A 13,331-nucleotide genomic window follows, 5' to 3' on the forward strand; every position below is an offset into this window, starting at 1 on the left:
ATCCCCCTCGTCTCCACCCAAGAAATTTCAAGAGTCGGAAGTTCGCTTTCGACTCTTTTTTTGTTGATAAAGATCCTCTACTCGGGCACATTTCGCCTTGCGGCGGATTCTCTTGCATCGCGGCAATCGTCCACGCTTCGTTTGTGTAACCGAGGTGTTCCGTGGCGTGTCTAAAAGGGGAGAACCCGGGGCACTTCTGATAAACTCGATACGATATAAATCAGCAGTCTTTAAAGGGGAAGAACATGGACCCCGCGCCGTCACATGGATACAACACACATTCCGGTGCCCAACAGGTGCTGAGGTTCGTCAGCAAGCTTTATCTTGCTTGGTATGTGCTCTCCGCGTTTGTCGCCATCGTCTTCTTGGCGTTTTACCTGTTGACCGGTTTTGATATCACGGACTTCTCCAGCGCCGTGGCGCCCACGCGACAGGCTGCGCTTGCAAGTGGTGCCGTCTTTCTGGTCGATCTTGTGTTCAACATTGTCCTCGCCATCGCCGCATTGCATTGCGCCGACCATCCCAGGTTCGCCAAGCGCTTCCGTATCCTCGCGATCATCCTTGTGATTCTTAGCGCGGCCTCTTGTGCGCACAATGCGGTGAGTGGGCAGCTTGCCAGCGTTGCCTCTTCGTTGTACAGCCTGTTTATCAACGGGCTATTGCTCTACCTAGTTACGCAGGTAAAGAAAGACCAGCTTGCTGGTACGGCGTTTGACGTATTCGACCTTCAACGTACGCCTACGGGCAAGGTTCTTCGTACCGATCGACAGGTTGCTCGCGCTATCGAGCGCGGCGAGATTCCCGTTGTCAATCCTTCCTCGTCCACAACCTTGTCCACAAACGCGACAAGATTCCAAAAATAGTTGTTGGCGTATTTGGAATCCCATGGTAATATTCTTTCTGCTGAAAAGCGCTAAGGGCGATTGGCTCAGTGGTAGAGCACATCCTTCACACGGATGGGGTCACAAGTTCGAATCTTGTATCGCCCACCAGAACTTAATGGGGACCCGGGAGACCGGGTCCTTTTTTCTTATTGGTCAAAGTGCGAAGGTGATGGATACATGATTCTCCTTGCAGACAAGATCGAGAAAAGCTTTGGCGCCCGCGTGCTGTTCTCCGGCGCCACGCTTCAGATCAATGCCGGCGAGCGCTATGCGCTGGTTGGACCAAATGGTGCCGGCAAGACCACCATGCTCAAAATCATCATGGGCCAGGAGTCTCCCGATTCAGGCTCCGTGCAATATGCCAAGGACGTTAAGGTGGGCTATCTCGAGCAGGAGACCAAGCTTGCCTCCGACACGTCCATCATTCAAGAGGTGATGGCATCGGCCGAGGAGATTCGTCGAATGGGCGAGCGCGCCGAGGAGCTTCAAGTGCGCATCGCAGAGGCTTCTCCAGACGATAATTTGGATGAGATGCTAACCGAGTACGGTCGCGTTCAGGACCGCTTCGAGCATCTTGGCGGATACGAGCTGGAGAGCAACGCTCGTCAGATCCTCGCGGGCTTGGGTTTTCGCGTAGAGGATTTCGATAAGCCGTGCTCTGAATTCTCTGGCGGTTGGCAGATGCGCATCGCGCTGGCGAAGCTCTTCTTGCGCAGGCCGGACCTTCTATTGCTGGACGAGCCGACCAACCACTTGGACCTCGAGAGCGTCCAGTGGCTGCGCGGCTTCATCGCGAACTACGAGGGCGCCGTTCTCATTGTCAGCCACGACCGCGCCTTTATGGACGCCTGCGTGGACCACGTCGCGGCTTTGGAGAACCGCCGCGTAACGGTGTACACGGGCAACTATTCGTCCTATCTTAAGCAGCGCGAGGACAACCTTGAGCAGATGCGCGCCAAGCGAGCCGCCCAGGAGCGCGAGATCGCCCATATGCAGGTCTTCGTGGATAAGTTTCGCTATAAGCCCACCAAGGCGGCGCAGGCTCAAGAGCGTATGCGCCGTATCGAGCAGATCAAAAGCGAGCTTGTCATTTTGCCCGAGGGCCACAAGCATGTAGACTTCAAGTTTCCCGATCCCCCGCGCTCCGGAGACATGGTTGCGGCGCTTGAGGGTGTGAGCAAGTCCTATGGCGACAAGCGTATCTATAGCGGTATAGATCTCAAGCTCTACCGCGGCGACCGCGTGGCCCTGGTTGGCCCCAACGGTGCCGGTAAATCTACGCTCCTCAAGATGCTCGCCGGTGTCGAGGCGCCTTCATCTGGTACCCGCGAGCTTGGTCTTCACGTAGGCGTTGCGTACTACGCCCAGCATCAGCTGGAGGGCTTGAAGGAGTCCAACACGGTGCTGCAGGAGATCGACTCGGTGGCACCTGGCTGGACCGTTCCGCAAGAGCGCAGCCTTTTGGGCGCGTTCCTCTTTAGCGGCGACTCCGTCGACAAGCGCGTAGGCGTACTGTCCGGCGGAGAGCGCGCGCGTTTGGCCCTGGCCAAGATGCTGGTAGCCCCCGAAGCGCTGCTGTGCCTGGACGAGCCTACTAACCACCTTGATATCGATTCGGTCGATATGCTCGAGAATGCGCTGCGCAACTTCCCCGGCACCATCGTCCTCATTAGCCATGACGAGCACCTAGTGCGCGCTGTGGCGAACCGCGTGGTTGATATTCGCGACGGCAAGATGACCGTGATCGACGGTGATTACGATTACTACCTGTATAAACGCGAGGACCTGGCGCAGCGCGCCGCGGCGGAAGAGACCGCATCGCAGCAGGCCAAGCAGCCCGCCCGCGCACCTCGTGTTCACGTTACGGAGCAGACGCCCGTCCGCGAGGGCAAGAAGACCCGCGAGCAGCGCCGTGCCGAGGCAGACGCCCGCGCCGAGCTCAACCGCCGCCTTAAGAAGACCAAGACGCGCTTGGCCGAGGTCGATAGGCTTCTAGAGAAGCATCGCAAGCGCTATGACGAGCTCATGGAGTTGATGGCGTCTGAGGAGCTTTACGCCGATCAGGAGAAATTCAACGCCGCGTTGGTGGAATATAACGGTCTCAAGAAGGAGATTCCCGCGCTCGAGGATGAATGGCTCGAGCTCTCGACAAAGATTGAAGAGGAGACCGCACGTGGACTTGCGTAGAGCCGGGGCTATCGTCCTGAGCATTGTGGCCATCGCGCTGAGGCTATGCGCTATCGCGATGTGCGCCATCACCGTCGTCCTGTGCTTTTCCGGGCTTTCGGCGCGGCTCAACATGGTTGGGTTCGTGGTCGACCTCTCTCGCGCCATGCCCGCCGTCATCGCTGGCTACGGAGTCATCACCACGCCGTTTGGAGGGGTGTTCCGTCTTGATTTCGCCCTGGTCGCCGCAGTCTTGTTCCTTCTTGACTACGTATGCTGCCGCGCGTCTCGCGCCCTGCGCCTTTAGGAGGTATCGCAACCGATGGGTCTAGATATAGAATCGCTGCTTATCAGCGCTCTTGCCGTCATCATCGGCATCGTCATCCATGAGAGCGCGCACGCGCTTGCCGCTTATGCCCTGGGTGATAAGACGGCGCGCTCGCGTGGCAGGGTGTCTCTCAACCCGCTTAACCATATCGATCCGTTCGGCACTATATTGCTGCCGCTGCTCATGATCGCCGCAGGCGGCCCGGTGTTCGCGTTCGCCAAGCCGGTTCCGATCTATTTGGGCAACCTCAAGCATCCCAAGCGCGACGAGCTCTTGATCTCGCTGGCGGGGCCCGCTTCCAACATCGTGCTTGCGTGCCTGGGCGCGCTGCTGCTCTCCGGCGTGGTAAACGGGTCGATGTGGGCCACGGCCGCCGGTTCCATTGTTGCGGAGTTTGCGCTCACGTTTATCTTCGTAAACCTGTCCCTGGCGTTTTTCAACCTTATTCCGCTTCCCCCGCTGGATGGCTCCTCCATCTTGGTGCTGTTTCTCAAGGGCGAGGCGCTCAACACCTACTACCGTATCCAGCAATACGCCATGCCCATCTTGATCGTTGTGCTCTACCTGCTGCCCATGCTCACGGGCATCGACCTCATCGATATCTACTTCGATTTCACGGTGTATCCGCTGGGCGATGCCCTTCTGTCCTTCGCCCTGGCATAAGAGTGCGGTACACTTTTAGCAGTTTGTGCAGATAGACCGCATTCGCCCTGGGTGCCTTGCGGTTTTACGGGTCGAGTCCAAGGAGGCTGGCGTTGTCTTATCGCGTTTCCACGCAGGCTTATTCCGGCCCCTTTGACCTGCTGCTCCAGTTGGTGAGCAGGCAAAAGGTCGATATCGGATCCATCTCCATTTCAGAGGTCGCCGAGCAGTATCTTGCCGAAGTCGAACGAATGCAGGCGCTGGACCTGGATGTTGCGAGCGACTTTTTGCTTGTCGCCGCCACCCTCCTCGATATCAAAGCGGCTTCCCTGGTTCCAGATGAACCCATTAAGGCGTCTTTGGACGAGGACGAGGATGAAGAGCTTGCGGACCTGGACGGCGACGCGCTTCGCGAGGTCCTTATCGCCCGCCTTATCGCGTACAAGCAGTTCAAGGGTGCGGCGGCTGCCCTGGGCGCCCGTATGGAGGCCGAAAGCCGCATGCATCCGCGAGTCGCCGGTCCCGACCCAGAGTTTTTGAACCTTATGCCAGATTACCTGGCCGGCATCACGCTGCGCGGACTGGCGGTGATTTGCGCGGATATCGATGGCCGCCGCGAGAAGTTTCTGCTTGAGGCCGAACATGTCGCCCCGCGCCGCATGCCTATCGAGCTTACCGTTGCCTCCGTTGACCGCGTTACCATTTCTCGTCCTCATACTACGTTTAGGGAGCTGCTCGATGGCGATGCCACCACAGAGCAGGTGGTCGCCACCTTTTTGGCGATTCTCGAGCTTGCCAAGCGCGGTTCGGTCACGCTTGAGCAGGACGAGAATTTCGGCATCATTCGTATCGACCGCGTTGAGGGCGCGCCGGAGTACCGTCTCGGCGAATCGCTTGAAGAAGAAGGGGAGTAGCCCGTATGTCCGACCTTTCTACGTTGGGCCCCTCGTCCATAAAGGGTGCGCTCGAAGCGTTGCTGCTGGTTTCCAGCGATCCGGTAAGCGCCAGCGCGCTCGCGGCTTCGCTTGATGTCGCTCCGGGCGAGGTCGCATCGCTTCTAGCGGAACTCCAGGTTGAGTATGAGGAGGCGAATCGCGGTTTTCAGCTTCGCGAGGTTGCGGGCGGATGGCGCCTGTTCACGCACCCGGCGTTTCACGACCAGGTTGAGGCGTTTGTGCTGTCTTGGGACACCCAGAAGCTCAGCCAGGCGGCGCTCGAGACGCTCGCCGTCATCGCGTACCACCAGCCCGTTACGCGAGAGACCGTCAAGGGCATCCGCGGCGTCAACTCCGACGGCGTCATCTCGTCGCTAGCCGATAAGGGCCTTATCCGCGAGATGGGTCGCGATCCCCAGCGCGGGCAGGCAATTCTCTACGGCACCACGGCGGCATTCTTGGAGAAGTTCGGTCTTCGCAGCGTGCGCGACCTGCCCGATCTTGAGCAGTTTGCACCGGATGAGCAATCGCGCCAGTTTATTCGCGAACGCTTAAGCGGCCGCTCCATCCAGTCTACCTTAGAGGAGACGGAAGAGGACTTGGAGGAGGAGCGCGACCTGCTGGGTACCGAGGATGTTCCGGATGCGGACATGGAACTGATCGGCGGCGTCGCCGATGGCGACGCGGATGTTACGGATATGGAAGGCGGTTCCCATGAGTAGCCCCGCATTCCGCCCCGATGAGCGCCTGGTCCCCATGAGGTTGCAGCGGTTTTTGGCCCGTGCGGGCGTCGCGAGCCGCAGGGGGTCGGAGGATCTTATGACGGCGGGACGCGTCAAGGTGAACGGGCGCATCGCATGCGAGCTGGGAACCAAGGTCGATCCCTTGGTCGATCTTGTCGAGGTTGACGGCGTTGCCGTAGCGCTGTCGCGCGGTAAGGCATACCTCATGCTCAACAAGCCCGCGGGCTATCTCACCACCATGCGCGATCCCCAAGGCAGGCCGTGCGTGGCTGAGCTCGTTCCCGTAGATAAATACCCGGGCCTGTTTCCGGTTGGTAGACTTGATATGGATACCACCGGCTTGTTGCTGTTCACCACTGACGGCGATTTGGGCCAAGATCTCCTGCATCCCTCAAAGCACGTCTGGAAGACCTATGTCGCGTTGGTCGACGGCGATGTGCGCGATGAGGACCTGGAGCCTTTGCGCCGTGGCATAGAGCTGGACGATGGGCCTTGCCAGCCCGCTCGCTGCCGCATCGTTTCTAGGCGGCTCGCCGCTCCGGTGGCCTACGGCAACGTTCCCGCGCATACGGGTTTTGTCGAGGTCCAGATTAGAGAGGGCCGCAAGAATCAGGTCAAGCGCATGCTCGGCCGCGTGCACCATCCCGTGTTGCGCTTGCACCGTTGCCGTTTTGGGGATCTTGATCTGGGTGACCTGGCCTTGGGTTCTTGGCGCGAGCTAGATGAGCGCGAGGTCGCCTTGCTCAGAGGGTAGCGGTTCGCGAGTAGAATACCGCTTCTGCTGGTTCGCTTGTATTGATATGTGTCCCGCCGCCCTCGACGGCGCGCGGCTGAACAGAAAGGAGACCGGCGATGATCGTTGCCATCGATGGCCCCGCTGGTTCTGGAAAGTCCACCATCGCCCGCGAGATCGCGAGGCGCATGGGGTTTGAGAAGCTGGATACCGGGGCCCTGTACCGTACCGTCGCCTTTGCCTGCACGCTGCATGGTGTGGATTTGGACGATGAAGACGGGGTCGTCACCCTTTCTCGCTCTCTTGACATCAGCTTTGATTCTGCGGGCGAGGCTACGCGCATTTCCGTCGATGGGCGCGATGTAAGCGATGATATCCGCACGCCGGCTGTAGACCGCATAGTCTCCAAGGTGTCTGCTTACCCCGGCGTTCGCGAGGCCATGCTGCCCGTGCAACGGCTTTTTGCCCAAGATCGCGATGTCGTCGCAGAGGGGCGCGATATCGGCACCGTGGTGTTCCCCAATGCGCTTGTCAAGGTTTTCCTTACGGCCGATCCCCGCGAGCGAGCGCGGCGTCGCGTGCTGCAGCGTCACCCCGGCGAGCTGTTGAGCGATGAGGCTCTTCAGCGCGAGGTAGATGAGACCCTGGCGGATCTTGAACGTCGCGACAGGCTCGATTCTTCCCGTGAAGCCGCGCCCTTGCGCGCCGCCGACGATGCCGTTCGCATCGATTCGTCCCGTTTCACCATCGACGAGGTCGTCGACCAGATTCGCGACCTTATCTCTAAGAGGCGAGATTCATGAAGCTGTTCCATTCAACTTATGATGAGTACTATGACGCGGGTGTAGGCGAGTTTCCGCTGCCCATTCGCTGCGTTCGCAATGTCGCGCTCGCGATTGTGTGGGCGTTCGCCTTGTGCATGTGGTGTGCCCGCATGGAAGACGAGCGGTATATGCTCGAGCGCTCTGATGGCAAGGGCACCGTCATTATCTGCAACCATACCTCTATGGCAGAGGTGGTCTCCATCTGCACCTACCTGTGGCGCCGCGGCCGCATCTTCCGTCCTATTTTTAAGAGTGAATTTGGGTCGCATCGCATCGTGGAGTGGGTGTTCTCGCGCGCTGGCGGCATTCCCGTCGAGCGCGGCACCGCAGATATGAAAAGTCTTCGACGCGCGCAGCACGCCCTACAGCGCGGCGAGGATGTTCTTATCTTCCCGGAGGGCACGCGCATTCGCACGGATGAGCAGCCGGTCGAGGTCCACGGCGGATTTGCGCTTATGGCGCAGATGGGCAAGACGGATATCACGCCTATGGCCGTGTGCGGTTTTCGCGATATCACCCCTGCCGGTAAAAAGGTTCCTCGTCCAAAAAAGTGCTGGATGAGGGCCGGCGAGCATGTTTCCTTTAACGATGCGCCCGAGGGCATGAAGCGCCGCGAGCGCTCCCAATGGGTCGAGAACCTGGCGGTCTCGCGCATGTACGCGCTTCGCGACCAGCTCCGCGCCGAGCATCCCGGGAGGTTCTAGACCGTGCCTGCATCTGTTATTGAAATCGCTCTGCACGCGGGCGTGTGCTACGGCGTTGAGCGCGCGTTGTCCAAGGCATATGCCGCGGCGCATGATGCCGCCCAACCTGTCCATACGCTCGGCCCTCTTATCCATAACCCCCGCGTTGTTTGCGAGCTTGAGCGCGAGGGGGTTGGGCTTGCCGATTCCGTAGACGATGCGTCTGCGGGCACCTTGGTCATTCGCGCCCACGGCGTGGTGCCGCAGGTTATCGATGAGGCGCGCGATCGCGGCCTGCACGTAATCGACGCCACCTGCCCCTACGTCAAGAAGGTCCACGCCGCCGCGGCCAAGTTGGTCGCCCAGGGTTATCAGCTTATCGTGGTGGGGGAGAGCGGGCATCCTGAGGTCGAGGGCATCCTGGGCCATGCGGGCGGCGCGGCATTTGTTGTAAGCAATGTCGAGGACCTTGATTCCATCGACCTTTGCCGTCGCGTCGGCGTGGTTGTGCAGACCACGCAGACTCCCGAGCGCTTGGCGCAGATTGTCTCCGCTCTTGTACCACGCGTGGCGGAGGTCAATGTTATCAACACAATATGCAAGGCCACCCATGAGCGTCAGGCCAGCGCCGCTGATTTGGCGAGACGTGCCGACGTAATGGTGGTTGTGGGTGGTAAAAACTCAGGCAATACGCGTCGTTTGGCGCAGATCTGCTCTGAGCGCTGTGCATCCACGCACCATATCGAGGACGATGCAGAGATCGACCCCGCTTGGTTTGAGGGCGCCTCGCTAATCGGCATCACGGCCGGGGCCTCTACCCCCGCCGCGCACATCGAGCAAGCTCGCTCCGTTATCGCCCGGGCGGTTGGACTATGAGTGATATAGATGTTGTCGACCTTACAGTCCCCGCTTACGCCTCGCAGGCGTCCAACTATGGTTCGTCTACGCGGCGCGCTCAGGGGGACGGCGCGTTTCATGGCGCGCTGGTAACCGCGGTCCGTCCTGATTCCCCTGCATATGACGCTGGCATCGAGCCCGGCATGTACGTGTCCCGCGTCAACCGCGAGCCATTGACGGATATGATCGTGTGGCTGTGGGAGGCAGATGAGGACGAGGTCGAGCTTGAGGTCTTCGATCCATCCGACAGCACGACGGCCTCCTGCGTGCTCGAGCGCTTCCCCGGAGAGGACTGGGGGCTTACGTTTAACGACGCCGTCTTCGACGGTATGCGCACCTGCGTCAACGCCTGCGTGTTCTGCTTCATGACCATGCTGCCTCGCGAGAGCCGCAAGACGCTTACCATTCGCGATGATGATTATCGGCTTTCATTCCTGCAGGGTAATTTTGTCACGTTGACCAACATGAGCGATGAAGATGTTGAAAACGTCATCTCCAAGAACCTCTCGCCCATGAATGTCTCTATACATGCGGTGACGCCCGAGGTGCGCCGCCGTCTCATCGGTAGGAACGCCGCGCGCGGCATGGAAATTCTCGAGCTGCTCATGGCTGCGGGTATTGAAATCCATGCGCAGATCGTGCTGTGCCCCGGCCTTAACGATGGCGAGGAGCTTGCGCGCACGCTTGAATACTGCGAGGCCCATCCCCAGGTTACAAGCCTGGGTATAGTCCCGCTTGGTTTTACCAAGCACCAAAGCCGTTTTACGTCCTCGTATTCACATGACCCGGCTTTGGCGCGCGCCGTCGTCGAGCAGGTGCGCCCCTACCAAGACCGTGCTTTCGAACGCTTTGGTCGACATACCTTCCAGCTCTCAGATGAGTTCTTCATCGCCGCTCGGCTAGACCCGCCTCCAGCTGATTTCTACGACGGTTATCCGCAGTTTTACGACGGTATCGGAATGATTCGCTCGTATTTGGACGATACCGATGCCGTGTTGCGCAATCCGTCTCGTATGGTTGCCGTTCGCGACATCTTGCGCGAGCGCGGTTTTGAGCTTCTCGTTCTGTCTGGCGAAGCGGCACGTCCCACGGTCGCGCGTTTTATTGAGGACGAGTCCCTTGCGGGCAAGGTTACAGATATTAAGAACCGCTATTTCGGCGGCAACGTCAACGTAACCGGCCTTCTCACCGCTGAGGATATTCTTGAACAGCTGCCCCAAGATTTGGGCGGTGTTATGCTCATTCTGCCCGAAGTGATGTTCAACGCTAGCGGCCTTACGCTGGACGGGTATCATCGTGAGCAGCTTCTTCAATCGCTGGAGAAGCGCGGGGGCGCGGTTCGCGTGGCTCCCACAACCCCGGCGGAGCTTCTCGATTTCCTCGAAGAGGACCCGCTTTTGCAACACTAGAGATTCGGACTGTAGGAGCCTGAATATATGAAACCCATCGTCGCTATCGTCGGTCGCCCCAACGTGGGCAAGTCCACACTTGTCAATCGTATCGCGCAGACCGCCGATGCCATCGTCCACCAGAGCCGCGGCGTCACCCGAGACCGTTCGTATCATGAGGCGGATTGGAACGGACGTAGCTTCACTTTGGTCGATACGGGTGGCATCGAGCCCCTTAAGAGCGAGGACGTCTTCTCCGCCTCTATCCGAGACCAGGCTCTCGCAGCTTGCGAGGAAGCTGCGGTCATCCTGTTCGTCGTCGATGGCACCACCGGCGTCACGGAAGAAGACGAATCGGTCGCCCGCATGCTCAAGCGCGTCAAGGCACCTGTGTTCTTGCTGGTCAATAAACTTGATAACCCTGATCGCGAGGGCGATAACCTGTGGGAGTTCTACTCTCTTGGCGTTGGCGAGCCCATTGCCATCTCCGCCCTGCACGGCCACGGTACCGGCGATTTATTGGACGAGGTTGTCGCGCTGTTCCCCGAAGAGGACGATCTTACCGCGGAGCCTTCGGATCCCAATTCTCTGTCTGTCGCCATCATAGGCCGACCCAACGCTGGCAAGTCCTCGCTATTCAATAAGATTATCGGTTCCGACCGTTCCATCGTATCCGATATCGCGGGTACCACGCGCGACGCCATCGACACCATCGTCGAGCGCGATGGGCGCCGTTATTGCATGGTCGACACCGCCGGTATTCGCAAGAAGAGCACCGTTTACGAGAACATTGAGTATTACTCTATGGTTCGAGGACTGCGCGCTATCGACCGCGCAGACGTCGCGCTCTTGGTGGTTGATTCCACCACGGGCATGACCGAACAGGATCAAAAGGTTGCCAACCTCGCTATCGAGCGCGGTTGCGCACTGGTCATCCTGCTTAATAAATGGGACCTTCTCAAGGACGACCGCGAGCGCGAGCAGGTTATGGAGACGGTCGACCGCCGTCTCACCTTGGCTCCGTGGGCCAGCGTGCTTCGCATCTCTGCTCTTACCGGCCGTTCCGTCGAGAAGATCTGGGCGCTTATCGATGCGGCAGCCGCTGCACGCGCCAGCAAGGTGTCTACATCCCGTTTGAACCAGATGCTTACCGAGATGCGCGAGTTCGGCCATACCGTGGTGGATGGCAAGCGCCGCCTTCGCATGCATTACGTGACGCAGACCGGCACCAAGCCGCCTACGTTCACTTTCTTCGTTAACCATACCGATATGGTGAACGATACGTATCGTCGCTATATCGAAAACCGCATGCGCGCCGCTTTCGATTTCAAAGGTACGCCTATTCGCCTGCGATTCCGTAAGAAAGATTCCAAGAAGGAGGACTAATCCCGCCCATGGATGCTTCAGTATCTCCCATTGTAGTCACGGTTGTTTGCATGGCTGTTTGCTACCTGGTTTGCGGTATTCCCTTCGGCCTCATCATCGGTAGGCTCTCCGGTAACGTTGATATCCGTAAGGCTGGCTCGGGCAATATCGGTACAACCAACGCGCTTCGCGTCGCCGGTCCCAAGGTCGCGGCGCTCACGCTGTTGTTTGACTGCCTCAAGGGCGTTTTGGGGGTCCTTATTGGGCGCTGGGCCATCGCTGCATTTGGCTACTGCGCCGGCGCCTCCATTATGGATCCCGGCGCATCGGGCGATGTGTTGCTGGCGCTCGTGGCATTGTCCTGCCTCTACGGGCACATCTTCTCGCCATACCTTAAATTTCACGGAGGCAAGGGTATCGCGACGGGCGTGGGCGTGCTCTTTGGATTCTGCTGGCCGCTCGCACTTCTTCACCTGGGCATATTCATCATACTGGTGGCCATAACCAAATATGTCTCCGTGGGGTCAATCACCACGGCCGCCCTTGTTCCGGTTACCGTGTATCTTCTGTTCCCCCAGATCAGCCTGTCTGCGCTTGCTATCTGGGCAGTGCTGGGTTGGACCGTTGTTTGGGCGCACCGTGGCAACATCTCTCGCTTGCGCGCCGGCACGGAGTCAAAGCTTTCCTTTACCAAGCGCGCTACCAAGATGGATGGTGAGTAACAGACATGAAGATCGCCCTTATCGGCGCAGGTTCGTGGGGCACGGCCGTAGCCGGCCTTGTCGCCGATTCCGTCGATTCCGTTGCCATGTGGGCTCATAGCCCGCAGACGGCGGACGGAATCAACTCCAATCACGTCAACCCCCGTTACCTTGATGGCTATCGTCTACCTGATAACGTCACCGCCTCTTCGTCCCTGCAAGAAGTCATCGATGGCGCCGAGGGCGTGATCTTTGCCGTGCCCTCTACGCATCTTCGATCCGTTGCTCATGAGGCTGCGGTTTATCTGGACGATTCCGTTCCGGTGCTTTGCCTTACCAAGGGCGTGGAACTTACTTCAGGCTTGTTGATGACCGAGGTCATAGGAGATGAGATAGGTCATCCCGAGCGCATCGCAGCGCTATCTGGCCCTAATCACGCCGAAGAGATTTGTCGCGGGGGCCTATCTGCCGCCGTCATCGCCTCGGAGGATCCGGAGGTGGCCGAGTTCTTTAAGGCGGCTCTTATCTCCCCTGCGTTTCGCGTATACGTCTCTCCCGATGTGGTCGGCGTTGAGATGTGCGGCGCGACCAAAAATATCATCGCCATCGTGTGCGGCATCTCAGCCGGTTCAGGCTATGGCGATAACACGCTCGCTCTCATTATGACTCGCGGCCTAGCAGAGATCAGCCGTCTGGTCCATGCGCGCGGGGGAGACCCCATGACTTGCATGGGCCTTGCAGGAATGGGCGATCTGGTCGCCACCTGCACCTCTGAGCATTCGCGCAACCGTTCTTTCGGCGTCGCGTTCGCCGGCGGCACGTCGCTTGACGAGTACCAGCAGCGCTCCCATATGGTGGTCGAGGGCGCGGCTGCAGCTCGCAGTGTTTCCGAGCTCGCACGCGAGTTGGGCGTGGATGCTCCTCTTACCTTCGCTCTCGAACGTACGCTCTATCATGGCGGTACCTTGGCGGAGGCCCTCGAGTTGCTCACGGACCGTTTTCCCACCCAAGAGTTCTATGGCATGGACGATTAGAAAGGCTG

General features: G+C 59.1%; 14 protein-coding genes and 1 tRNA gene. All 15 read left to right on the forward strand.

Features of this window, described 5'->3' with window-relative positions:
• Positions 1 to 245 precede the first annotated feature (245 nt).
• The 15 genes from B3H65_RS07835 (at position 246) to B3H65_RS07905 (ending at position 13,323) form a co-directional block, all read left to right on the forward strand.
• Positions 246 to 863, forward strand: a complete 618-nt coding sequence (locus B3H65_RS07835) for a hypothetical protein (protein ID WP_117680417.1) — start codon at positions 246 to 248, stop codon at positions 861 to 863.
• Between the two features lie 54 nt (positions 864 to 917).
• Positions 918 to 992: transfer RNA gene (locus tag B3H65_RS07840), tRNA-Val, on the forward strand.
• A 69-nt stretch (positions 993 to 1,061) separates the two neighbouring features.
• Entirely contained in the window at positions 1,062 to 3,071 is a 2,010-nt protein-coding gene (locus B3H65_RS07845; protein WP_286684798.1) for an ABC-F family ATP-binding cassette domain-containing protein, read from the forward strand.
• Positions 3,058 to 3,357, forward strand: coding sequence for a hypothetical protein (locus tag B3H65_RS07850; protein ID WP_117680419.1), 300 nt, complete (start codon positions 3,058 to 3,060; stop codon positions 3,355 to 3,357). The genes B3H65_RS07845 and B3H65_RS07850 overlap by 14 nt, the downstream gene beginning before the upstream one ends.
• Positions 3,358 to 3,372: 15 nt before the next feature.
• Positions 3,373 to 4,041 (forward strand): site-2 protease family protein, encoded by a 669-nt coding sequence (locus tag B3H65_RS07855; protein WP_009140263.1) that lies wholly within the window; start codon positions 3,373 to 3,375, stop codon positions 4,039 to 4,041.
• A 92-nt stretch (positions 4,042 to 4,133) separates the two neighbouring features.
• On the forward strand, positions 4,134 to 4,934 hold the full coding sequence (locus tag B3H65_RS07860; protein WP_117680421.1) for a segregation and condensation protein A: 801 nt from the start codon (positions 4,134 to 4,136) through the stop codon (positions 4,932 to 4,934).
• Between the two features lie 5 nt (positions 4,935 to 4,939).
• Positions 4,940 to 5,677: an SMC-Scp complex subunit ScpB gene (gene scpB, locus B3H65_RS07865; RefSeq protein WP_009140265.1), complete on the forward strand. Its 738-nt coding sequence runs from the start codon at positions 4,940 to 4,942 to the stop codon at positions 5,675 to 5,677.
• Positions 5,670 to 6,452: a pseudouridine synthase gene (locus tag B3H65_RS07870; protein WP_286684799.1), complete on the forward strand. Its 783-nt coding sequence runs from the start codon at positions 5,670 to 5,672 to the stop codon at positions 6,450 to 6,452. Before scpB ends, B3H65_RS07870 begins: the two co-directional genes overlap by 8 nt.
• Before the next feature lie 98 nt (positions 6,453 to 6,550).
• Positions 6,551 to 7,234: a (d)CMP kinase gene (gene cmk / locus B3H65_RS07875; RefSeq protein WP_286684800.1), complete on the forward strand. Its 684-nt coding sequence runs from the start codon at positions 6,551 to 6,553 to the stop codon at positions 7,232 to 7,234.
• Positions 7,231 to 7,959 carry a lysophospholipid acyltransferase family protein gene (locus B3H65_RS07880; RefSeq protein ID WP_286684801.1) on the forward strand — a complete coding sequence of 243 codons (729 nt, stop codon included), beginning with the start codon at positions 7,231 to 7,233 and terminating at the stop codon, positions 7,957 to 7,959. The genes cmk and B3H65_RS07880 overlap by 4 nt, the downstream gene beginning before the upstream one ends.
• Positions 7,960 to 7,962: 3 nt before the next feature.
• On the forward strand, positions 7,963 to 8,814 hold the full coding sequence (locus B3H65_RS07885) for a 4-hydroxy-3-methylbut-2-enyl diphosphate reductase (protein ID WP_286684802.1): 852 nt from the start codon (positions 7,963 to 7,965) through the stop codon (positions 8,812 to 8,814).
• Positions 8,811 to 10,244 carry a DUF512 domain-containing protein gene (locus B3H65_RS07890; protein ID WP_286684803.1) on the forward strand — a complete coding sequence of 478 codons (1,434 nt, stop codon included), beginning with the start codon at positions 8,811 to 8,813 and terminating at the stop codon, positions 10,242 to 10,244. The genes B3H65_RS07885 and B3H65_RS07890 overlap by 4 nt, the downstream gene beginning before the upstream one ends.
• 27 nt (positions 10,245 to 10,271) lie before the next feature.
• On the forward strand, positions 10,272 to 11,609 hold the full coding sequence (gene der, locus B3H65_RS07895) for a ribosome biogenesis GTPase Der (protein ID WP_009140271.1): 1,338 nt from the start codon (positions 10,272 to 10,274) through the stop codon (positions 11,607 to 11,609).
• Positions 11,610 to 11,617: 8 nt separating this feature from the next.
• A complete protein-coding gene (gene plsY, locus B3H65_RS07900; RefSeq protein ID WP_117680428.1) occupies positions 11,618 to 12,310 on the forward strand; it encodes a glycerol-3-phosphate 1-O-acyltransferase PlsY in 693 nt (230 codons plus the stop codon).
• Between the two features lie 5 nt (positions 12,311 to 12,315).
• Complete coding sequence (locus B3H65_RS07905) at positions 12,316 to 13,323, forward strand: NAD(P)H-dependent glycerol-3-phosphate dehydrogenase (RefSeq protein ID WP_117680429.1); 1,008 nt, start codon at positions 12,316 to 12,318, stop codon at positions 13,321 to 13,323.
• Positions 13,324 to 13,331 lie beyond the last annotated feature (8 nt).

This window comes from Collinsella sp. UBA1693, from assembly GCF_002320115.1.
GTDB lineage: Bacteria > Actinomycetota > Coriobacteriia > Coriobacteriales > Coriobacteriaceae > Collinsella > Collinsella tanakaei.

Coding starts and splice junctions, on each gene's coding strand:
- B3H65_RS07890 (WP_286684803.1), top strand. CDS start 8,811: ATGAGTGATATAGATGTTGTCGACCTTACAGTCCCCGCTTACGCCTCG.
- B3H65_RS07855 (WP_009140263.1), top strand. CDS start 3,373: ATGGGTCTAGATATAGAATCGCTGCTTATCAGCGCTCTTGCCGTCATC.
- der (WP_009140271.1), top strand. CDS start 10,272: ATGAAACCCATCGTCGCTATCGTCGGTCGCCCCAACGTGGGCAAGTCC.
- scpB (WP_009140265.1), top strand. CDS start 4,940: ATGTCCGACCTTTCTACGTTGGGCCCCTCGTCCATAAAGGGTGCGCTC.
- B3H65_RS07905 (WP_117680429.1), top strand. CDS start 12,316: ATGAAGATCGCCCTTATCGGCGCAGGTTCGTGGGGCACGGCCGTAGCC.
- B3H65_RS07870 (WP_286684799.1), top strand. CDS start 5,670: ATGAGTAGCCCCGCATTCCGCCCCGATGAGCGCCTGGTCCCCATGAGG.
- cmk (WP_286684800.1), top strand. CDS start 6,551: ATGATCGTTGCCATCGATGGCCCCGCTGGTTCTGGAAAGTCCACCATC.
- plsY (WP_117680428.1), top strand. CDS start 11,618: ATGGATGCTTCAGTATCTCCCATTGTAGTCACGGTTGTTTGCATGGCT.
- B3H65_RS07845 (WP_286684798.1), top strand. CDS start 1,062: ATGATTCTCCTTGCAGACAAGATCGAGAAAAGCTTTGGCGCCCGCGTG.
- B3H65_RS07835 (WP_117680417.1), top strand. CDS start 246: ATGGACCCCGCGCCGTCACATGGATACAACACACATTCCGGTGCCCAA.
- B3H65_RS07880 (WP_286684801.1), top strand. CDS start 7,231: ATGAAGCTGTTCCATTCAACTTATGATGAGTACTATGACGCGGGTGTA.